The organism is Acidobacteriota bacterium (assembly GCA_020349885.1).
Taxonomy (GTDB): domain Bacteria; phylum Acidobacteriota.
The window spans coordinates 317,829-339,791 of record CP070701.1 but is presented as its reverse complement, the minus strand read 5'-3'; the positions used below and the strand labels follow the sequence as shown (position 1 = coordinate 339,791).

Annotated in this window: 17 protein-coding genes; 3 read left to right on the top strand and 14 right to left on the bottom strand. The window is 62.6% G+C overall.

Annotated elements, in window-relative coordinates; all coding sequences use genetic code 11:
- Window positions 1-21: 21 nt before the first annotated feature.
- From JSV08_01485 to JSV08_01475, 3 genes are read right to left on the bottom strand one after another with little or no spacing between them, the layout of a single operon-like run.
- Complete coding sequence (locus JSV08_01485) at window positions 22-1,062, bottom strand: phosphotransferase (GenBank protein UCF81123.1); 1,041 nt, start codon at window positions 1,060-1,062, stop codon at window positions 22-24.
- Window positions 1,063-1,119: 57 nt separating this feature from the next.
- Complete coding sequence (locus JSV08_01480) at window positions 1,120-2,277, bottom strand: peptidoglycan DD-metalloendopeptidase family protein (GenBank protein UCF81122.1); 1,158 nt, start codon at window positions 2,275-2,277, stop codon at window positions 1,120-1,122.
- Complete coding sequence (locus tag JSV08_01475) at window positions 2,261-4,414, bottom strand: alkaline phosphatase family protein (protein UCF81121.1); 2,154 nt, start codon at window positions 4,412-4,414, stop codon at window positions 2,261-2,263. Before JSV08_01475 ends, JSV08_01480 begins: the two co-directional genes overlap by 17 nt.
- Window positions 4,415-4,586: 172 nt before the next feature.
- Between JSV08_01475 and JSV08_01470 the strand changes: the two genes are divergently transcribed.
- On the top strand, window positions 4,587-5,015 hold the full coding sequence (locus JSV08_01470; GenBank protein UCF81120.1) for a GFA family protein: 429 nt from the start codon (window positions 4,587-4,589) through the stop codon (window positions 5,013-5,015).
- 141 nt (window positions 5,016-5,156) lie between these two features.
- The gene (locus JSV08_01465) at window positions 5,157-5,603 is read left to right on the top strand and encodes a GFA family protein (protein ID UCF81119.1); all 447 of its coding nucleotides are present in this window, start codon (window positions 5,157-5,159) and stop codon (window positions 5,601-5,603) included.
- A 139-nt stretch (window positions 5,604-5,742) separates the two neighbouring features.
- Here the strand turns inward: JSV08_01465 and JSV08_01460 are convergent, their stop codons facing one another.
- The 9 genes from JSV08_01460 to JSV08_01420 form a co-directional block, all read right to left on the bottom strand.
- Window positions 5,743-6,138: a hypothetical protein gene (locus tag JSV08_01460; GenBank protein ID UCF81118.1), complete on the bottom strand. Its 396-nt coding sequence runs from the start codon at window positions 6,136-6,138 to the stop codon at window positions 5,743-5,745.
- On the bottom strand, window positions 6,135-7,271 hold the full coding sequence (locus JSV08_01455; protein UCF81117.1) for a hypothetical protein: 1,137 nt from the start codon (window positions 7,269-7,271) through the stop codon (window positions 6,135-6,137). Before JSV08_01455 ends, JSV08_01460 begins: the two co-directional genes overlap by 4 nt.
- A gap of 1 nt (window position 7,272) precedes the next feature.
- The gene (locus JSV08_01450) at window positions 7,273-8,397 is read right to left on the bottom strand and encodes an SUMF1/EgtB/PvdO family nonheme iron enzyme (GenBank protein ID UCF81116.1); all 1,125 of its coding nucleotides are present in this window, start codon (window positions 8,395-8,397) and stop codon (window positions 7,273-7,275) included.
- Window positions 8,381-9,433 (bottom strand): SUMF1/EgtB/PvdO family nonheme iron enzyme, encoded by a 1,053-nt coding sequence (locus tag JSV08_01445; GenBank protein ID UCF81115.1) that lies wholly within the window; start codon window positions 9,431-9,433, stop codon window positions 8,381-8,383. Before JSV08_01445 ends, JSV08_01450 begins: the two co-directional genes overlap by 17 nt.
- A gap of 81 nt (window positions 9,434-9,514) precedes the next feature.
- On the bottom strand, window positions 9,515-12,694 hold the full coding sequence (locus JSV08_01440; protein ID UCF81114.1) for a hypothetical protein: 3,180 nt from the start codon (window positions 12,692-12,694) through the stop codon (window positions 9,515-9,517).
- A gap of 2 nt (window positions 12,695-12,696) precedes the next feature.
- Complete coding sequence (locus JSV08_01435) at window positions 12,697-14,607, bottom strand: beta-propeller fold lactonase family protein (GenBank protein UCF81113.1); 1,911 nt, start codon at window positions 14,605-14,607, stop codon at window positions 12,697-12,699.
- 2 nt (window positions 14,608-14,609) lie between these two features.
- The gene (locus JSV08_01430; protein UCF81112.1) at window positions 14,610-15,353 is read right to left on the bottom strand and encodes a c-type cytochrome; all 744 of its coding nucleotides are present in this window, start codon (window positions 15,351-15,353) and stop codon (window positions 14,610-14,612) included.
- 425 nt (window positions 15,354-15,778) lie between these two features.
- The gene (locus tag JSV08_01425) at window positions 15,779-17,122 is read right to left on the bottom strand and encodes a sigma-54-dependent Fis family transcriptional regulator (protein UCF81111.1); all 1,344 of its coding nucleotides are present in this window, start codon (window positions 17,120-17,122) and stop codon (window positions 15,779-15,781) included.
- A complete protein-coding gene (locus tag JSV08_01420; protein ID UCF81110.1) occupies window positions 17,122-19,158 on the bottom strand; it encodes a hypothetical protein in 2,037 nt (678 codons plus the stop codon). The genes JSV08_01425 and JSV08_01420 overlap by 1 nt, the downstream gene beginning before the upstream one ends.
- Before the next feature lie 529 nt (window positions 19,159-19,687).
- Here JSV08_01420 and JSV08_01415 point away from each other — a divergent pair.
- Complete coding sequence (locus tag JSV08_01415; protein ID UCF81109.1) at window positions 19,688-20,242, top strand: hemerythrin domain-containing protein; 555 nt, start codon at window positions 19,688-19,690, stop codon at window positions 20,240-20,242.
- Window positions 20,243-20,249: 7 nt separating this feature from the next.
- Here the strand turns inward: JSV08_01415 and JSV08_01410 are convergent, their stop codons facing one another.
- On the bottom strand, window positions 20,250-20,702 hold the full coding sequence (locus tag JSV08_01410) for a hypothetical protein (protein ID UCF81108.1): 453 nt from the start codon (window positions 20,700-20,702) through the stop codon (window positions 20,250-20,252).
- Between the two features lie 25 nt (window positions 20,703-20,727).
- Window positions 20,728-21,915, bottom strand: coding sequence for an aminopeptidase P family protein (locus JSV08_01405; protein ID UCF81107.1), 1,188 nt, complete (start codon window positions 21,913-21,915; stop codon window positions 20,728-20,730).
- Between the last annotated feature and the right edge of the window lie 48 nt (window positions 21,916-21,963).

The following is a 21,963-nucleotide window of genomic DNA, read 5'->3' as shown; positions in this document are numbered from 1 at the left end:
GGAGGCGTCGTCAGGCAACAACTACGCGGCTCGCGAAGGCCGCCCTTTTTTGCCGCGGCCCTTGCGGCGGGAGGGAGCGGAAAGTGATGCGTCGGCCTTGGCCACGCAGTCCCGCAGGGCCTTGCGCAGGCCGTCGAATTCCTCCTCGAAGCGGTGCAGGTTCAGCCACACCTGCTTCAGGGTGGGCTGAACGTAAGGCAGGTAGCGCCCCGTGCCGCGCTCCACCTTCTGGTAGGCGAACGTGCCGAGGGCCTTGAGGTTGCGCTGGAGGCTCACGTATTCAAAATCTTCCCGGACGGGCCGTCCGTTCCAGCGATTCTTGGAGCGCGAGAGGAAATAGCCGATCATCTCCGTCCGGAAGCGCTCCGTGAGGGACGTGTAGGAATCGCGCAGCAGGGACGCGAGGTCGTAGGTGTAGGGCCCGCGGCGCGCGTCCTGGTAGTCCACGACGCCGATGCCTTTTTCGCGAACGAGCAGGTTGCGCGAATGGTAGTCGCGGTGGCAGAGAACCCAGGGCTGCTGCGCGGCGCGGCGCGCGAGGGCGCGGAAACCTTCCTGCAGGGCGAGCTTCTGCGCCGGCTTGGGTTTCACGCCCAGCAGGCCGCAAAGAAAGTAGCGGTAGGTGTGTTCGAGTTCCTCCATGAACTTCTTTTCGTCCAGGATGCTCTGGTACGCAACGTCGCTCGGGCAGAGCTTGTCGGTCGCCGCTCCCTGCAGCGTGACCAGCAGGTCGATGGCCTTCTTGTAGTAGGTGCGCGCCGCGCGCGGACTCTCGCGCGCAAAGAACGCTTCGAGCGTTTCCTCGCCGAGGTCCTCGACCACCAGGAGGCTCCCCTTTTCGTGAACGCCCAGGATGCGCGGGACGGGGATGCGGTACCTTTTCAAGTACTCATTCATCGCCAGGTGAGTCTTGTGCAGCCCGTTGGAGGGGGGAGGATAGGAAACCGCCACGTAGGAGGCTCCCGTGTGGGTTCGGAGGCGGAAGAAGCGTCGCACCGAGGCGTCCCCGGCGAGCGGCTCCACGGCCTTGATTTGTGTGTGCAAGCCCTCCGGCAAAAGCATAGTTTAGTCTACCAGAATTTTCAACCGAATGCAAGGGAAAAATTCGCGGAATGCGGGCTACGGCTGCTTCGAAAACCAGGGTGCGGGGTCGAGTGGCCGCGCCCCTTTGCGCAGCTCGAAGTAGAGCTGCGGGCCGCTAAGGGAGCCCGTTTTTCCGGCGCGGGCGATGACGTCGCCCTTCGCGGCCGCGTCGCCCTCGCCCTTTTCGAGCGAGTCGTTGTGGGAATAGACCGTGAAATAGCCGTGGCCATGATCGAGGATGAGGGTCTGCCCGTAGCCCTCGAACCATCCGCTGTAGACGACCGCGCCGTCGAAGACGGCGCGGACGGGCGCGCCCTGGAGCACCGCGAACGTGAGGCCGTTGTGCGGAACGCGCGTGCGGAACTGCGGATGCTCCATCGTGCCGTAGGGCACGACGACCTCGCCCTCGACGGGGCGGGGCAGGAGACCTCGGAAGGCCTCGATGTTCAAAAGCCCCGAGACGGCCGGGCCGAGTGGCACGCCGGCGAAGAATTGGGAGAGCATCCGCCGCGCGCGCTTGATCTCCTCCACGGCGCGGTCCCGGAGCGCCTTGTCTTCCGCAAGCTGCGCGACGAGCGCTTCGTATTCTGCACGCTTTCGAGAAATTTCGTCGCGGCGGCCCTCGATTTCGTCCTCAATGATGCCGAGGCGCGCGATTGTCTCGCCGAGGCGCGCCTCTTTCTCGCGCGTTTCCTCATGAAGCGCGAGCAGGCGCGCAAGAAGCGCGGACTCTTCCTCGGTCAGGTGCGTAAGGTAGCGGTAGCCCCGGAGGGCGCCTCCCAGGCTTCCCTCCACGGCGAGCGCCCGGAGCGGGCGCGGCGGCCCCATTCTGTGGAGCGCGACGAGCACCATCGAGAGCCGCTCCTGTTTTTTCTTCCGCTCGAACTCCAGCTGCGCGATCTGGGCGCGCAGCGCGTCGCGCTCCCTCGTGCGGCGCTCGCGCTCGAGCGCCAAGCGCCCCGATTCGGCCCGGAGCAGGCGCTGCTCCTTTTCGAGGCGCTCCATTCGCGCGAGAAACGAATCGCGCGCCTCGTCGATGCGCGCAAGGCTTTCTCGAAGTTCCTCGATCTCCGCCCGGAGCCGCGCCTCGAGCCCGGACATGTCGGAGGTTTCCGCGAACGCCGCGCCCGCGAGCCCCGACGCCATCGGGACAAGCGCGACGGCCGCGGCGAGGGCGCTATGAAGACGAGGCAAGAACGTTTTTTCCAGGCGTATCCGGAAGCGGGAGCCCGAGCGCCTCAAGCACCGTCGGATAGACGTCAATAATGCGCGGCTCCGGGGAAGCGATGGGGCGGCTCGAGAAGAGGATGCCCTTGACGAGCTCCGGGTCGAGCGAGCAGTGGTCGGCGCTCCACTTCTTGTTGTTGGATTCCGTCAAACGCTTGGGGGCACCGCCGAGCGAGGTCTGCCACGAGACGCGGTAGGGGGGGCGGTTCGCGGCGCGCAAATCGGGCGCGTTCGGGTCGAAGGAACGGTAGATGTCCTCGCGCCGGTAGACGCGGTGCACGGGATGAAGGCCCGTCTCCTCGTCCACCCACGCTTCGAGCTTCTCGATAATTTCGTCGCGGAGGGTTTCATATTCCCCGCCAGGCGAGACGATGCCCTTCGGCTCGCGCCCGCGCAGGTTGATGTAGATGTTTCCGAGGCCCATGGCGTAGGCCTTCGTGCGCGACCAGTCCACGTTCTCGAAAAACTCGCCGCCCCCGAAGAGGTCCTCCAGGTTCTTCGGGCCGCTCGGCATGCCGAAGAGCGTCATGTAACCCTCCCGGATGAGCCAGGTGTTGTAGTTGACGGCGTAGCGCCACGTGCCGAAGCCGTGGTCGGAGACCACGAGAAGGAGCGTGCGGTCATCGAGTTTTTTCATGGCCCCGCCCACGATCTCGTCCATCTTCTGGTAGGCGCGCAGCATCTCGCCGCCGTAGCGCTCCGCGAGCTCGGCGTCGTAACGCGGGTGCTCGGGGTCGAGGAGGCGCCAGAACGTGTGGCCGATCCTGTCGGTGAACTCGAACACCTGCGCGTAGAGGCGCGGCGACTCCGGCTCGTCGAGGAACGCCTCGAGCATCGCGCCGTCCTCTTCGACGGTGTTGTACATGTCGCCGAGGAACGCCGCCTCGCCGAAAAGCTCCTGGTCGAGCGACCACGTGTCGGTGACCCAGCCGATGGTCTTGAAGAAGCCGAAGCGATTAAATAATTTTCCGGCAAAATCCTTCGGGTGCGTCAGCGGCACGGGCGAATCGGCCGGGTGGAAGTTGATGGGCAGCAAATTCATCCGGAGTGGGTGGGCGCTCGTGAGATAGAAGCGGCTCGAGCCCTTGAACTTCACCACGGGATTGAAGACGAATTCGAATTCCAGCCACCGGCTCCATTCGCCCTCGCGGAGCGTAAGCTTCTCGCTTCCTACCTCGACCGTGATTTCCCGCTCACCCGAGCGGGCAAGAAGCATCGGAACGTCGATGCGTTTGGGGTAGCGGGGCTCTTTCTCGCCCTCTCGGGCGGGAAAAAGCTCCTTCGTCGAGGGGCCGTAGACCTCGGTCTCGGCGGAGTCGTCGAATTCGGGAAGCTCGAAAATCTCGACGCTGAACTTGTTCTCGTCCATGATGAACTCGGGGTCGGTCGTGTAGTAGGAGGGCGTGCCCACGCGGCCGCGCACGTCGGGAACGCCCAGGCCCGAAAGCATCCACCCGCACTGGAAGGAGTCGGGCGGGAAGGTCGCGGGCATGCGAAAAACCTCGGCGCAGCCTCCCCCGTTGGAAACCGCCTCCCACATCGTGAGGCCCCGGCGGTTGTTGATCGGGTCGGGCACTTGCGTCGGAACCCAGCGGTCCGCCATGGAATACAAGGGATAGAGCGCCAGCACGCCGAGCACTACGGCCGCGACGAGCGCGACGGAGCGGCGCGCCCACGCAAGCATGAGCACCACCCAGACCACGAACCCCAGGGCGATGGCCGCGCCGGGACCCAGGAAAAGCGCGTTGCGCTCGCCCCAGAGGAACGGTCTGGAGCTCTCGGTCATCATGGCGAACGTCGGGATGTAGGTGTCCTCCTTGCGGCGTAGAAAGTCGAAAATATTCGTCTCGCCCGGGTCGAGTCCCGTCGAGAAGGAAGACCATGAGACGGGCGTCTGCGGCGGATTCGGCGGCAGGATGGGCGCGTAGCTGCCCCGGTCGCGGAGCGTGCTCAGATTGGGAAGCTTTCCTTGCTCCATCCAGCGCTCGACGAGCTTCGCGTCGGCGCCGTCGAAGCCCAGGATGACGACGCGCTCGACGTCCTGCGCCGCCGCCAGGGAGGCGGCAAGAAGCGGGACGAAGAAGAGGCAAACCAGGCGTTTCATGGCGCGCACGCTTCCATTATAGAAAGAACACCCCTCGACGGCAAACGGCCGCGCTGATTCCTTGCTTGCGCATCGTGATCAGGGTGACGCCGAACGGCGTGGACAACGCGTTTTCGAAGTGATACAATAAGCGCGGGAAAAGCAACCAAAAAATTGAAAAAGAGGTTACGCTATGGCAAAGAAAAGCTCCAAGAAATTAGACGGTTCCTGCCTGTGCGGCGCCGTGAAATTCGAGGCCGCGGACCCGAGTTCCTGCTTCAACTGTCACTGCTCCATCTGCCGGAGGGCGTACGGAGCGGCCTTCGGGACGTTGGCGGGCTTCGAGAGCGAGAATCTTCGAATCACCTCGAGCCCCGACAACCTGACGCGCTACCGCACGGATTCCGACGCCACGCGGAGTTTCTGCAAAAAATGCGGCAGCACGCTCTTCTACGAGTCGCCGCATGCTGAAGGGGAAGTGTACGTGACGCTGGCCAACCTCGGCGAGGAGCACGATCTCCGGCCCGAGTGCCACTATTTCGTCGACCACGGGGCGAAGTGGTTTGCGATCACGGACTCCCTGCCCCAGCACGGCGGGGAATCCGGAACCGAGCCCAAGTAGCAAAGAGCGGATCGCCCCTCTGAAGCGGTGGCCGGGAACGTGCGCCACGGGGCGTGCGCTCCGGGCCGGGGTTTGCGCGCTCTTGGAGCGCTACGATGAGGCGGGAAAGCAACAATAAATAAATGAAAGAGAGGTTTCTCTGTGGGAAATGAAAGCTCCAAAAAAGTAACCGGTTCCTGTCTGTGCGGAGCCGTCAAATTCGAGGCCACGCCCCCGGGCCTTTACTTCATTCACTGCCACTGCTCCAACTGCCGGCGGGCGCACGGAGCGGCCTTCGTGACGTGGACGGGCTTCAAGAACGAGAATTTCAAAATCACCTCGAGCCCCGACAACCTGACGCGCTACCACACGGACACCAACGCCACGCGGAGTTTCTGCAAAAAATGCGGCAGCACGCTCTTCTTCGAGTCGCGGGAGGGGGAAGGGGAAGCGGAAGAGGAGGTAGCCGTGGCGCTGGCCAACCTCAACGGGGAGCCCGGCCTCGAGCCAGAAGGCCACTATTTCGTCGACCACAAGGCGAAGTGGTTTCCGATCACGGACTCCCTGCCCCAGTACGGCGGGGAATCCGGAGACGAACCCAAGAAGTAAAGCGCCGGTCATCCCACTGAAGCGGTGCGGCCGGGTCCCGACTCCCCGACCGAAGGCCGGGGGCCGAGGATGCTCGACACAAGTCGGCAGGCGTGCGCCCCGGGGCGTGGTGGTCTGCGCGAACTAGAGACGCAAGCCTCTACCCGGCCGTCTCTTTCCACACGCCGCACACCAGCTTTCCGGCGCATAGCCCCAGAGCTCCCGACACGGCCAGCCCCTTGAGGAGCACCGGAAGGGGCAGATTCATGCTGGCCGCGGCCGCCATGAGCACGGCGACGAGCACCGTGAGCACGACGGCCTCGCCTATGTTATCGAGCGTGAATACGCCCACCAGCCCCGCGAGGCCGCCGGCGAGGGCGGCAAATACCGTTGGCATCAAGCCCAGCCACCACCCGGCCACGGCCGCTGAGACCGCCGCGGCGAGCAGGAAGCCGACGGCGTAGACGAGGGCGCCTGGCTCTTCGGGACCGCCGAAGTCTTCGGGGGCGGGCTCTGTCGGGGTGACAGGCGAGCTACACGATTCGGGCTCTTTCAACAAACGGCCGTGGCCTCGATCTCGATCAGAAGCTCCGGACGGCAGATATCCGTTATGAGCGTGACGGACGGAAACGCCGGCAGGCACAACAAGCGGCTGATCCTTTGGTAGGCCTCGAGAGACTCCTCGTTCTTGCAAAACACGGTGGCCATGCAGATGTCCTTCAAGCTTCCTCCCTCCGCCTCGAGGATCGACGCGATATTAAGAAGCGTCTCCATCGCCTGGCCTTCGGGGTCGTCCAGGTACACGGTCTTGCCTTCCTCGTTGATGCTTGCGGTTCCCGACACGAAGACCATCTTCTTTTCCTCCATGTCAACCACTGCCCCGCGGGAGAAGGCGGAGCCGTACGAAAATGCCTCGTTTTGCCGCTTGTTCCCAAGCAGGCGAGCCTGAACCTCGCCGGATTCTCCGGGGCTCAGCGCGAGGACGTCCATGAGGCATTCCTCGTCGCCGCCCCGCCCCTGGATCCCCGTGCTTGCGGGCAGGTAGCTGTCGCCGTTTTCACGGATGAGGCCATGTTTTTTGAAGTGGGCGGTCCGGGCGGCGTTGAATTTCCCGTACCAGTTCCCGAACCAGGAAATGTAAATCCAGGTTCTCACGACGTGCAAAAAAGACAAGCCGTGCGCGTCGAGGCAGCGGGTGGCGTTGTTGAACATCTGTTCGGCCTGCCTGGGGGCGTCGGGAGGCTGCGCCCCGTTGCTGTTTTTTCCACGAACGCTGGGGAGGTACACGAATCGACCACCTGCCGCCGACCAGGAGCGTCCTTTGATGTTTCCCGGGCATTCGATCGTGGAAACGGCCGCTTCGCCCCGGTTGCGAGGAGAAATCCCCCACAACTGGACGCCGGAAAAGTCCTCGGTCGAGGACGGGCAGCCTTCGATGAAAGTGAGTGGGAGCGAAGGATCCAGCCCATGCTCCCGGAAGACCGCTTTCCGGGTTTCCAAAATCTCCCGCTTCGCGGACAATTTTCCGTAGAGCTTTTCCTGGATGGGTTGTATGCCTTTCTCGGCCAGGAACGCGCCGACCTCCGCCAAGGCCGGCCGCGGGGGTTTCTTAAGTGGCTGGCCTCCTTCCCCGCCCAGCGTGAGGAAATATTCGGTGTATTCCGACCGTTCGACTGTGTGTATTTTCATTTTATTTCGCCTCCATAACGCAACGAAAACCCGTGTCCGCGGCCCAGTAGGAAGGGTTGCTCCAAAGCCTTCTGGCGCAGCGAACGTTGTACCGGGCCTGTCCCGGCATGGTTCCGGACCAACCGCCGCCGCGGAGAGTTTTTCGTGTATTTGATTCGCGCCCCTGTCGGGGTGTGCGAAGAAGATCAGGGTTATTCTGCCGCCATTCCGACAAATCCGAGACCCGTGAAGGATCGTAGTAATTCTCCTTGTACCAGTCCGAGTCTCTGGGACCCTTGGGGTCTTTCGAATTCCGTGAAAAGTCGTAGTAATTCTCCCCGTACCAGTCCGAAACCCATTCCCACACGTTGCCGGCCATGTCCATGCACCCGTAGGGGCTTGCTCCACCGGGAAAACTGCCTACGGGAAGAGGCCCGGCCTCGGGCTCATGCCCGGTGCGGCATCGCTCGGGATCCCAGCTGTCGCCCCAGGGATAGCGGCGGCCGTCCGCACCGCGCGCGGCCTTTTCCCACTCGGCCTCCGTGGGAAGCCGCTTGCCGGCCCACCGCGCGTAGGCCGCGGCGTCCCTCCACGACACGCCGCGCACGGGGAGGCGCACCTGACTCTTTACAAGCTCCTGAATCTTTTCCTCTGTCTTTTCCCCGGTCTTTTCCTCTTTCGCCATGTGGCGTAGAGCCTCGACGGCCGAGCGCCAGCGGAGCCCGGCCAGCCGCTTCCGGGTCGCCTCTTCCTCGTCGGTGTTTTCAGAAGGAATTTTCTCGAACTCATCGAGCGTCATGCCGTAGCGCTTCTCGTAGTAGGCAACGAGGTCGAGGCACCCTTTCGCAGAGAAGCGGAACCAGGGGCCTTCCACCTTGTCGAACGCCTCCGCCGCGCGGACGAACTCGGCGAACTGGGCGTTCGTCACCTCGTGGGCGTCGATAAAGAAGGGCGAGACGTAAACCCGGTGCGCCGGAGATTCATCGGGGCTGCCGTCGTCCGAGCCCATTAAGAACTGCCCCCCGGGTACCAGCACCATGCCGGCGGGCCGGTTCTCCACCGCATGACTCCACGGGGCCGGCGCCCCGGCCGCCAGAAGGAGCAGAAGAATGACGCAGCAAACGGTTTCTTTACAAGTCTTTGGCACAGCGAAATCCCAACGTGAAGTTTCGAAACTCCGGTTCATAGAAAAAGCGCTCGGCGCACCGCGCGTAGCTCGGATAGTTCTGTGAGCCCCCTCCCCGGACGGCACGTTGCGCCCCCGCCTCGGGCCCCGGAGGGTCGGTATCCGGCGCGGTGCTGTAATAATCGCTTCGGTACCAGTCCGCGCACCACTCCAGGACGTTCCCCGCCATGTCGTAGCAGCCGACGGGGCTCACGCCTTTCTCGAAGCTTCCCACGGGGGCGGGATAGATGAAGCCGTCCTTCTCGTACCCCTTGGCGGAGATGTCCATGCCCTTCTTCTCGCCGCCCAGGTTGGCGTATCCCCAGTGCCAGTCGTCCCCCCAGGGCCAGCGTCGGCCGTCGAGCCCGCGGGCGGCGCGCTCCCATTCCGCCTCGGTGGGCAGCCGCTTTCCGGCCCAGGCCGCGTAGGCGAAGGCGTCGAACCAATCGATCCCGACCACCGGAGTGTCGTCCGCGGTGAAGGTCTCCGAGTGAAACGGCGTCGTCCGCGCATAGTCGGAATCCGCAAGGAGAGGGTTATAATCGCGCCAGTACCTCGGAGTATGGTCTTTGTCCCGAGGCTCCTCCGGATGGCAGCGCCCGTGATCGCCCGTGGCTTGGATCCACTCGAGGAATTTCCGGTACCGGGCGTTCGTCACCTCGTAGCGGTCGATGGCGAAGCCGTCGAGTCCGACCGTCCGCGCTGGGCGCTCGTCCTCGTGGCGCCACGCGGGAGCCGCGTGCGCGAGCACCACCTCGAGGGGACGCAGCGGCTTTTCCTCCGGTAGCTCGCGCAACTCGGGATGAGTCTCGGACGTGCCCATCACGAATTCCCCGGCGGGCACCACCACCATTTGAGACTCGTCCCGCCCGTGGATAATCTCGCGGACGGCCTCCTGCGGAAACCCTTCCGGCCCCTTCCGCTCCGCGCCGGCCCGCGTCAAGAACCAAGCCGCGCCCGCCGCGACGACGAGCAGCAGCAGTATGCCTAAGACCCAGCGAATCAAGCTACCCGTCATAAGGCGTACCGCGTGTGCAGCGGCGCGGGCGTCCGCCCCGCGCCTGGAATTACATTGCTCATAATCTCAACGCCCATGGTTCTACTCGATGGTCAGCATGAAGTTGACCAGATCGTCGATTTGCTGCGCCCGGAGGTGCGAAGTGCCGCCGTGCGTGTCCATGCCCATCCGCGCCTTCGAGGCGAAGTGCAACTTCGCCATCTCGGACCGCTCCTTGTACCAGATCGTTTCGTTGAAGCCGACTTCCCGGCGCCCCGGCCTTTCGGGGATTCCGCCGAGGAGCGGGTTGTACTTGAGCTCGCGGAGGGCGAGGTGTCCGGGCGTGGCCGCCACTTCGCGCAGCGTTCGCGCCAGCCCGTTGTGCAGGAAGACGGGAGGCCGGTCCCATATGCCCCGCAGCTGGCTGATCGTGACGTTTCCCTGCTCTTCCTCCGCCCGTCCGGTGTCCCACGGCTCGAGGTCCCGCGCGTACCGGTTTATCGCGTCCAGGCGGTTCATCCCGATAAGGGTGAATGCCCCGTCCCGGGCCGTGAAGGTGACCACCGGCGGCATCGCCTGTTCCCTGCTCCTGTACGAATACATACCCCCCTCCTTGTCCGTGAAGTCGCCCTGGCCCACGAGGTTCTTCCTCGTAAACGCGGGGGGAGTGTGGCACGCGCTGCATCCGACCTGGGGCTCGAAAAACACCTCCCGTCCGCGCAGCACGGATTCGTTCGTCGGATCGTACGGGTTGGGAAGAAGGTGCGGCTCGGCAATCTGCCACTCCCCCACGAAGCGCACGAGGTCGCGCATGGCGAACGCTTTCCCGAAAAACTTCATCGATAAATCCCGAAACATCTCGTCCCGGCGCTCTTCCCTGTTCGCATCGAAGGTCGTCGAGGAGTCCATGCTGGCTTGCACGTCGTCGGTGCCCGTGAGCTCGTAATGGGCTTTAATCCAGGTCAGGTCGTATCCCGGCACGGGGCGCATGAAGTCGTCGGCGGGATTGTGCTCCATGATCATGGAGCGCGGCTCGAAGGCCGAGATCACGCCCTCGTAGAAAAACGGCTGGACCTCGAACAGCCCGCGCATCTGGGGCACGCCCATCGTTCCCCCGTTGACCAGGTGGCCGACCGGGTCGTCCGGAGAGACGAACTCCTGCCCGACGACCTGGCTGACGCCCCACGGTCTGCTGTCCCCCATGTCGAGGTAGTGGCAGTGAAAGCAGGACGTGTCGCCGTCCGAGGAAAAGACGCTGGTGTGCGCGAAGATCTCTCCGCGCTCCGCGTTGGTGTCGGGAACGGGGCGCTTCAGAACGGAGGGGTCGACGACCATTTCCCTGGAATCACCCGTCGCGGTGTCGATCACGGAGAGCGTGCCGCCGAGAAAGTTGGCGACGAAAATTTTTCCGTCCGCGGGGGTGTTTTCCGGGCCAGCCGCGATTCCGATGGGCTGCATCCCCACCGTGTAGACGGTGACCGGCGCGAGGTAGTCGCTGGGCTCCGCGGCGTCCGGGTTGATCTTCCACTCCTGCACCTGGTTGCTTCCCTGCATCGTGACGAAGAGGCGATCGCCCACGAGCGCCATGTTGAACGGGAGCGCCCCCACGACGCGCATGAGATCCGGCGGAATGTCGCCCTTGAAGTCGCCGAACGTCGATTCGGCCGTGTCCGACGTGTACCGCACCCACTTCCTGTGGGCCTCGTACCGATTCGCGACCAGGATATGCTCTAGTTTTCCCGCCGGCGGGTCTTCGGGAATCGACAGCTTGCTGAGATTAACGATAACTATATCGTTCTGGAGGTCGCGGAACTTGATTTCGGAAGTGCCGTCCACGGCCTGGAAAGGCCCGAGGACCGTCTGCTCCGATTTGGGAAAAACCTTGCCCGTCTTGATGTCCCGCCAGACCGAAAAGTGCGCGGCCGGGTTGGTGCGATCCCAGGTTTCTCCCCCGTAAGGATCGCGCTCCCTCGCCCCCCCGAAGCCGATCCCCGCCGTCGAGGCGATGAGATAGTCGGCTCCCGTCGGGGGATGGTGGTAGACCTTGAGATCGTTCACGAAGTTCTGAATGAAGATCGCCCCGACCTCCCGAAGGCTCCGCGTGTCCACGATCGCGATGTCCTGCGTGCCCGTGTTCCCGATGAACAGGTACCGCTCGTCCGTGCTCAACGTGCAAAACCTCGGCTTGCTGCGGGGATTCCCCACGGGGATGCCGGGCCCCACCGACGCCTTGTTTATCCATTCCGCAACCGCCTGGTAGTCGGGGTCCTCCGGCGGATTGTGGAACACGACAGTGCCCCCGGCGTGCCTCAGGTTTTTCGGCTCTATGTTCGCGTAGCCGCCGAACTGCGTTCCGACGACGGCGCGAAGCAGGCGGCTTTCCGAAGCGCTCCCGGGTTGAACGTGCGAGACCGCCGACAGAAAGCTGCGCAGCGGGTCTTCCCCCGCGAAGAAGCCCCCCTCGGATTCCGCGTGGCAGTCGCCGCACTTCTCCTGAAGTATCGTGTGAATGCTTTTCTGGCCGGAATCGCCGTCGAAGAACTCCTTGTCGTCCAGCCCCCCGAGCTCGCGCACCCCGGTACGGAACGTGTCGCCGTCCGCGTCGACTTCGACGACGAAAACCTGGTCGAGGTAGCGGTCGGTAACGTAGCACGTCCGGCCGTCCCGGGTGAAGGCGGCGTCCTGGCAGTAGAAGTCGAGCGGAACCTCCGAGACCACCGCGTCGGTCCGGGTATCGATCACGGACGCAAAGTTCGAAAACCGGCTGTTGACCCACAGGAACCTGCCACCGGGGTGCATTCTCAACTTGAAGGGGCTTGACGCCGCGGGGCCGGCTTCCCCGTCCGGCTTTAGAGGAATTCGCCCGACGACTTTTTCACGCGCAACGTCGTAGACGGCCACCTCGCTGCCCGGCTCAAGCTCTGAGCCTTGCAGGCCGACGTAGACCTTCGTGCCGTCCGTGCTGACGGCCACGTCGATTGGATGATCCCGCCGCGGCTGCGGCTCCGGGCTCGGATGGGGATTCTTCACGGGGACAAGATTGGTCCTTTCGTAAGGCAGGCCGTAAGCCCAGCGCCGGCTGGTCAGTATTCCAAACCGGGAAAGCGGCGTGGGAATTTCCTCCCGGAGCCCGCCCGGCTGGGTCTTCTTCGCGGAAAGCATGGTTGCCGAGAAGAAGGAAATCGTTGAAACCGCGAGCGCGGCCAGCCACACCCACCGCAGCCAGTCCGTCTCACGCCGCATCGCGCGCTCCGATTCGGTCTCGCAGGATTCGTTCGGCATGCCTAAAGCGTCCTCAAGTACGCGACCATGTCGTCGAGGTCTTCTTCAGAAAATCCTCTCACGAGACCGTGGGTCCCGTTCGGGTTATGGTCGGTAAAAATTTCCTTGAGCGTCTTGGCGCGTCCGTCGTGCAGGTAGGGCGCCGTGCGGTAGCAGTCGCGGAGGGCGGGCGTGTCGAAGCGCGAGCGCAGATCGATTTCCGCCGCCAGCCCGAGGTCATGCTTTCGGTTGTCGGAGTATGAGGGGGCCATGTGGCACACGTCGCAGCGCGCTTGCCGGTACAGCCGTTCGCCGCGCTCCACGGCCTCGGTGTTCTTGCCGCGATGGGGATTCGGCATCCGCCGCAGCGAGCCGATGTAGGCCAGCAGCGGTTCGTGGTATTCCGGGTCGGGAAGGAACCCCATAAAGCGCTGGCCCGCGGCCACCGCGACCTCCATGTCCTTACGCACGCCCGACCACATGGCCGGCGGCGTGTCGTGGATGTCGCGGAGGGATTTGACGTTCTTCGGGTTTCCGGCGCCGTCGTTCAGGAGGTCCCAGTTGAAGGCGTCCATCGTGGCGTCCTCCTGGTGGCAGCTGGCGCAGGAGGCCCACCTCTGAAACGTAACAATCGCGTCGTTGAACAATAGCTCGCCCTTTCGCCGAAGCGTCATTTCCTGCGGCGGGCCGAGCCGGACGACCTCTCGGACGGCGCCGGTCGAGGCATCCAGGAGGGAGACGGTGTCGCTGAAGTAGTTGCACACCCACAGCTCGTTTCTTTCCTCGTGGAGCGCTATGCCTCTCGGCCCCAGGCCGCCGGCGTCCACGCGCCTTGCAATATTGCGCAGCAAGAGAATTTCAACGTCCCTCGCCAGGCGCGCCACCTCCTCTGGATAGCTTTCTTTAGCCAGGGATACCGCTTTTTTGAGGTCCACAATCGCGACCTCGTGGACCCCCGCTAGCGAAACGTAAAGCCGCTTGTCGTCGGAGGACACCACCGCGCCCCACGGGTTGGACGCTCCGTCAAGCAGATGGTCCAGAAGAAGGGTAACGAAAAAGCCGGAAGTTTCGAGATCGAGGACGGAGAAGCCGTTCGAGTGCGTGAACCCCCGCTCCAACTGCGTGGGGATGGCTAGGTCGCGGGAGACCAGGTGCACGACGAATGACCATTTACCGCTTCGCGAGCAGGCGACCTGGCGCGGCAGCGCGCCCTCTCCGAGCTTCCTCGTTTCCAGCACCTGACCGGAAGCCGGATCGACCAGCGACACGTCCCGCGAGAGGCCGTTTGTGACCACGAGCCGCGCGCCGTCCGGCGTTTCCGCCACGTAGCGCGGGTTCCTTCCCACCGGCGTTTCGAACACCGTCTCGCCGGTCTTGGCGTCGATGATGGAAAGGGTGTCGGACAGGGAGTTGGCAACGTAGAGCTTCTTTCCGTCGGCAGATACCGTCACGCCGTAGGGGCCGTAACCCGTCTCGATTTTTCGCATGTGGCGCCGTCTCTCAACGTCCAGCACGGCCAGGGCGTTTGCGTAGAGGCTCGTGACGTAGAGCGTGCGGCCGTCCAGAGAGAGGGCGGCGTGGGCCGGCTGGGGAGGCACGGGAATCTCGTCCACCACCTTCAGCGCCCGCGCGTCCAGCACGCTGACGGAGTCGGACGTCTGGTTCACCACGTAGGCCCGGCGGCCGTCCGGAGAGAAACAGACGTGCATCGGAGAGCGGTATACGGGCTTGCTCTCGGCCTCCGTAATCACGGTGGCCTCCGGCGCCGCGGGCCGTCTGATAAGCGCGGGACTGTCGGGGCTTATCAGCACGGGCTCGTTATCGCCGAAATAGTCTCTGGAAGGCTGTCCATCGGGACTGCCGCTGATGACGATCAGCAGGGTCCAGGCAACGACCGTGAAACCAAGCAATGTTCTTAACGCAAACGATTTCATCTTCATCCCCTTCTCAGCCATTGGATATAGGCGACGATTTTGTCCACGTCCTCTTTGGAAAGATGTTCCCGGTAGGCGGGCATGGGGGTTTTCTGATTCTTGAGGAAATAGCGAGCCAGGGGATTGGCCTCGAGACGGCTGATGGTTCCGTCAAGTATCCACTCCCGCAGCTCCTCCTCGTTCCGCACCAGTTTTCCGAAATCCCTTCCGTCCCAGGGCGGAATGAAGCCCTTGAAGCTTCCGGGATTCGGAACGCCTCCATGCCCTCCCGGCCCGTGACAGCCGAAGCAGCCCGTCCGCGCGGCGATCTTTTTTCCTTCGTAGGCGTTTTCGGGCATCTCCGGCTCATACCAGGACACGGCCTGGAAGTACGCCACCAGATCATCCAATTCTTGGGAAGACAGGAGTCCCTCGTAGGCGGGCATGGGAACGAGGGGTTCCGGCTCTTCCTCGCCGCCGGCCGTTTCCTCTGAGACGGCAAGGAAGCGCTGCGACACTCCGTACAGAATCCACTCTCGAATCTCATCCTCGGTCTCGTGGTAGATAACGTCGGCTCCTATATCCCAGGCGGGCACAATGTTCTCCAGGGAGCCCGGATTGGCGATGCCCCCGGTTCCCTCCGGACCGTGACAGGCAAAACACCCCAGCCGCCAGGCGATTTCTTGCCCACGAATGGCCGCGGTGCGCTCCGGCCTTCGGAGTTGGAAGTACAGGATTCCTCCGAGCCCGATGACGGCGACGCCCACAGCGAGCCACCAAAGCCTGCGCCTCTTTATCGGCTTTCCCTCAAGAAAAGAAGAGGTTCCAACCCGCTCCTCTCACGAGGAAAGCCACAATGCCCCGGTCGGGGATTATTGTTGGCAAACATAAAACGTTAAAGAAAAGCAATTGCCGTGCCAGCTTTCCCTTCGGGTCGGAAACCCGTATGCGTTTCGCCCGCAACTCGTTGAAAATAAAGGGTTTTTTCGCAATCCGGGACCGACTCTCCGCGTCACCGTCACGCCCGCTCCGGCCCGGGGCGGGTGGTCAACCGCTGACGCCAGGGGGGATCGTTTGCTGCTTAAAGGAAAATTGTCTTTTATTTACAAGACGTTATAGCGCCATGGTCAGAATTTGAACAGGCTTCTCTTACTAACCATCGGCCGGGAATTCGGTGATGGCCGGGCTTAGGCTAAAGCTTTGCTTTCAGGGTGTTTCGGGAAATGCCGAGGATGCGCGCGGCCTCGGAGATGTTGCCCCCCGTCGCTTCCAGGACGTGGTTGATGTACTGGCGTTCGAGCTCGCCGAGGCTGGCCAGGGAGCCCGGAGCAAAGAAGCCGTGCCGCTTGATGAAAGCGGAGGTCTGGAGCTCCGCGGGCAGGTGCTTTACGTCCACCTCGCCCTGCTCCGACAAAAGGGCCGCGCGCTCCACAACGTTGCAGAGCTCCCGGACGTTGCCGGGCCAGGGGTAGGCGAGGAGAACCTCCTCGGCCGCGGGGGTAAGCGACAGGTTCCCCTTCCGCAGGTCGACGGCCAATTGGTTCAGGTAGAATCTTGCGAGAACTATGATGTCCTTCCCGCGGCTTCTCAGGGGGGGGACGTCGATCTGAAAGACTTTCAATCGAAAGTAGAGGTCTTCCCGAAAGTCCCCGGAGCGGACGAGGGCCGGAAGGTCGCGGTTGGTCGTGGCCACGATGCGGACGTTCGCCCGCACCTCGCGCTGCCCTCCCACCCTGCGGAACGGATGCCCTTCGATGACGCGAAGAAACTTCGCCTGGAGCCCAGGCTTCATCTCCGAAATTTCGTCGAGGAAAAGGGTGCCGCCGTCGGCCATCTCGAAAAGCCCCGGCCGCGCCTCCTTCGCGTCGGTGAAGGCGCCTTTTTCGTGGCCGAAGATTTCGCTTTCAAGAAGATTCTCCGAAAAAGCGCTGCAGTTCGCCTTCACCATGGGATCGCCGGCCCTCGAGGACGACCGGTGGACGGAGTCGGCCACCAGCTCCTTGCCCGTCCCCGTCTCGCCGACCACAAGTACCGGCGTGTCCGCCTCGCTCACTTTTTGTATCTGGCTCCTCAGGGACACGATGCAGGGGCTTTCCCCCAGAATTTCTCCGACGCCGCCCCGCCTGCGCTTTTCGTGCTCCAGCCTCCGCACCTCCTGGCGGAGGCCGCGGGTCTCGAGCGCTTTTTCGACCGTCAGGTGCAGCCCTTCGAGCTCGAAGGGCTTTACGATGAAATCGTGGGCCCCCTCCTTCAGGGTGCGGACGGCCGTCTTTATCTCGGGAAACGCCGTCATCATGATGACCAGGATCTCGCGGTCGATCTCGAGGGCCGAATGGAGCACCTCGAGGCCGGAGGCGTCCGGCAGCTGAACGTCGAGGAGAACCAGATCGACCTTCTGCGCGTGCAGGATTCGCTTGGCCTCGGATACCTCCGCCGCGCAAAGCACGTCGTACGCGTGCTTGCGGAACGACTTTTCCAGGGAGGCGCTGAGGCTCTCGTCGTCTTCGACAATCAGCAGGGTTATTTTTTCGTGCATCAGACTCGCGGCCGGTCTTCGGTGCGGGCGGGCGGCCTTCCGGGAAGCTCCACCGTGATGGTCGTTCCGGCGCCGGGCGCGCTTTTCACGCGGATCGCGCCGCCGTGCTCCTCGATAATCTGGCGGCATATCGCCAGCCCGAGACCCGTGCCCTCGGGCTTCGTCGTGAAGAACGGGTCCCAGATTTTTCCCAGGCGCTCGGGGGCTATGCCCTTGCCCCGGTCGACGACCTCGAGAAAAGCTCCCGCGCTCGGGTCCTGAATGTTCGCGCTCTCGCACCCGAGCCCCGTCCTGACGAGAATCTCCGCGCCGGGCGAGGAGGCGTCCGCGGCGTTGAAAAGCAGATTGATAAGGAGCTGTCGAAGCTGGTTTCCGTCCCCGCGGACGTGCGGCGTGTCGCCCGCGAGCTCCAGGCGCGGGGTGACCTTCCTTCGCTGGAGCTCCGAGTCCACGAGAAGGGCCACCTCTTTAACCAGATCCACCAGCGACACGTCCTGGAAGTTCGGATGGCTGAGTCTGGCCAGGCGCGAGAACGACCGGAGGAACATGGAAAGGCGGTCCACCTCCTTCATGGTCTCTTCGAGAAGCGCCTGGCAGTCGGGACAATTTTTCCCGTCCTCCTGGGCAACCTGGATCTTCGTTTTGAGGGCGGCGAGGGGATTTCCGATCTCGTGCATGACGCCGGCGGTCATCTGTCCGATGGACGACAGCTTGTCGGCGCGCGCAAGGCCGGTCTGCAGCTTGCTCAGCCGCTCCGTCTGGCGCGCGACCTCAGCCGCGAGCTCCTCGTCCCACGTGCCGAGCCGCTCCTGGGCCTCCCGGAGTCTCTGCGTCATGACGTTGATGTCCGACGCCAGGCCCTCGATCGTGCCCCCCGTTGCGACCTCGGCCTGCTTCCACAGGTTGCCCGCCACGACTTCCCGCGTGGCCTGGCGCAGGAGCGACATCGGGCGTGAAAGGTAGTGGGACACGAGTACGCCCGTGACGGCGGCCGCGGTGACGACCAGCACCAGCACCACGGAAAGGAAAACCGGAAGAGGCCGGACGCGGCTGCTGATGGCGGCCTCGGGGTAGGCGATCAAAAGCCACCACCGGCGGGCGCTCGCCTTTTCGCCGAACGCGATGGGCGCGGACAGCACCAGGTGGCTGGCGGTCTCAAGGGCCCGCTGCCTGCTCCCGTCCTGCAGGATGGCGGAAACTTCCGCCGGAGAGTAATCCGCGGAGAGGCGGCGCTGCGCCTCCAGCCGGTAGAGATGGCGTTTTTCCTCCGAGTCGCCGAAATAGCTCAGGTACGCGCCGTCGTCTCCGACAAGCCATGCCTCGGTATTGGGGGGAAAGGGGCTTATCAACGAGAAAAGGTAATCGGCGTAGACGTTTATCACCACCAGGCCCCCTCCCCCCTCCCCGTCCCCCTCGACGGGCGTGACGTAACGGACGACCTCCCGGTGGGGCACCTCCACCTTTCCGCGCTCGATGTTCAGGTCCATGGGCGAGATGTACACCTCTCCAGGCTCCAGCGCCATGCCGGCTTTCACGTAGTAGCGCGTGCTCTTGTCCTGCAATTCCTCGGGGGGAACGACGGACGGCTGACCGTTTTCGACGTTCAGCCGCACGACCTCGCGCCCCGTGCTGTCGAGGTACCTAAGCTGGTAGTAGGCGCGCCTGCCCTGGGAGAAGAGGAGAAACTCCCGCTCCGCCTCCTTCCGCAGGGCGGCGATCCGCCCGGTCGTTCCCGACGCTTCCGCGGCGGCGAGGCCGCGTATCACCCTGCTCTGGGCCAGGAAGCGCAGGTCCTTGAAAACAGCTTGGAGGAATTCCTGCACCTCCTGCGCCCTCGAAACCGTGTCGAACCCTATGAGCTGGACGGTGCTCTCCTTCAGTGAGCCCCGCGTGCGCGAGATGCTGAAAACGCCGACGACCATCGCCGGAATGATGGCGAGGGCCGCCATCGGGACCACGATCTTGGTCCGCATGCTGACGCGCTGCAGGCGCTTTCTCCACGAGCGTTCCGTCCGGGGAAAAACTTCGTCCATCATCACGTCGTGCCGCTAGCGCAAAGAGGTGAAGGTCGCGCCTTCGGGGGAATCGGCGCCCGCCGAGGCGTAGAGCAAGGCAACGGTCATCGAAAACATCCCCAAGGAGTAAGGAATAATGCCTCATTATGTAGGCACTAACGGGCGTTTGCAAATTTCACCGGGAACTTTTGAGGGGCGCCGCTCGTTAGTGTTGAGCCCTTTCCAAACATAGCCAAGCGGGCGACCCGGGAGGATCGCCCGCCTGAACAAGGGAGGAGAGAAGCCTGTGAATAAAACGCTACCCTAGAATAAAAACCCCTTTCTGCAATTCGGGCAACTGCACCGCCTCACGTGCTTATGCATGCTCGCCTTTCCATACCTTAATACCTCATTATACACAATCAACGGCCATTTTGCAAGTTAATTTTGAATTTTAAAACCTCAAAAAAATAGCCCTCATGACGCCCCTCGCGGGCCAGCTATAGCGAAAAAAATGCTAAACTAACGGGAGCATATGAACGGTTAAGCGAAAAACTTCGAGGAGACCCCTATGAGACCACAAGACAACCCTGACTTCAAAACCACGCTGCCTGCGGGCCACGTCCTCCACACCATGATGAGCGAGCACGAGATTATTCTCGACGTCCTCGACAAGCTCGAGGCGTTCGCGGAGGATGTCGGGAAGGCGGAAGGTGCGGCGGTTCCAGAAAATACCCGCGAGACGCTCGCGCACCTCGCCGGGCACCTCATAGGCGCCGAGCCTCACCACCAGCGCGAGGAGGAGGCGCTCTTCACAGAGCTTGAGCGGCGCATGATTCAGGGCCCGACCCGGGTGATGAGGGCGGAGCACCAGGAGCTCCGGAAGCTCAAACACGAACTCGAGGCCCTCGCCAAGGAGAGCGGGGGCATGGAACTCTCCGAGTTCAAGAACCGCCTTGCGGAGCCGGCCCGCGTCCTCGTCGAGATGCTCCGCGCGCACATCCACAAGGAGAACCACGTCCTTTACCCCATGGCCCTTCGCGCCATCCCCGAGGCGGACACGTGGAAGCGCCTCAAAGAGGCGTGCGATAAGATCGGCTACTGCTGCTTTACGCCGGAGGCGTAGCCGCAAATCAGGTCACAGGGGCCGCTCTCCCCACAACGCCCTCGGGGGGTTCCTCAAGTCCCCAGAAAAACATGGCCGGGATTTCTCCCGTGTTCTTTGCCGAGAACTTCCATCCCTTTTCCCAGCATCCGAAATCACCGGCTTTCAGATGTAATTCGTTTTCTTCGCCTTTCTTCAGCTTGGCCGCGTCCTTCCCCCAATACATCGTTATCTCGCCGGAAATGAGAAAGTAAAACTCGAAACAGGGGCCGTAGTATTCATCGGCCGTGCCATCGTCTTCACTTTCCAGGGAGAAAACGGTTGTCTGGCTGCCGGGCTCCATAAAATAAAGCCCGAAACCGCCGAACCCTTCCGCTTCCTTTATTTCCGTATACCGGCTGCCCGGCACAAGGTCGTCGAGGCCGTTGAATTTAAAATTTCTGCTTGTCAGTACTCCGGGTTCCGGGTTTTGATCGGTCATTTTGCCTCCATAAAATCGTTGTTTCTCAAATTTCAAAAATCTTATGCGGAATGTCGTTCAACCGCACCGCGCCGCCCTTCGTCACGACGAACTGATCCTCGATCTGGAAATCTCCTACATCCGGAAAGGAAATCGACGGCTCCAGGGAAATCACCATATTCTCCTCAAGCGGAACATCTTTATAAGCATCCTCGTCAACAATGTGATGGTAGCCGATAAACGGCCACTCGTGCACCTCGAGCCCCACGCCATGGCCGAGCCCCCACCAGTCCTCCTGATCACCCCATGCAGCGGTCACAACTTTATTATGCGCCGCATCCACCGCTGATACCATCACGCCCGGCTTGGCCGCTTCCGCCGCCGCATGGTGCGATTCAAGCAGGACTTTCAGGACGTCTTTTTGTTTATCCGATGCTTTCCCGACGACGTACGGACGGCAAAGATCACAGCAATAATTGTTATACATGGTGCCGAAATCCATACTGATCGGATCCCCGGCTTCTATCGTTCTCCCGCCGCACTTCCACCAGTTACTTCCATGTACTTCATCATTTCCTGAAACGACCATCGTATAGTGGGGAAAGAATTGCGAGCCATGTCTTCTGCATACCCTTTCCACCTCCCCGACGATATCGGACTCGGTGACGCCGGGTTTGATGAAATCAGCCGCCGCAAAGAATCCTTTCGCCGCAATCTCGGCGGCCTTTTTGAGGCAACCCAGCTCAAAATCGGATTTCACCGCACGCTCGGACTCGAGGATTTTTGAGGCCGGCACGGTTTCCGCGGGTTTGAGCCGGTCAATCATACGGAGATACAACGCCGGGCTGACGGAATATTCGCCGGCAATACCGACCCTGCCTTTCGTGAGACCCGTATCCGACAAATACTCCTTTATCACTTTGATATGATCTCCGGTTTCAACCACGTTCGTAATCCAGGTGCATTCTTCCGGAAAATAGTTCGCCGAGTCGGTCTCCAGCAACGGCTCGTGTTTTTCATCCGCCGCGAGTATCATCATGCAGTCCCCGAAGTAAGGCTCGTATCCCGAGAGGTAGAGCACGTGCCCGCGCTGCCCGTACCTTAAGCTGCCGGGTCCGGAAAAAACGACCAGCACGTCGATGCCGCTAGCGACCATTTTTTGCCTGGTCCTTGAAACGCGGCTTGAAAATTCCTCCTCGGGTACGACGACACTTTCAACAGATGGCTTGCCCATACGACATTACACATAAACCGGCGGGCGGTTGCAAGTTTGAGCGGCGGG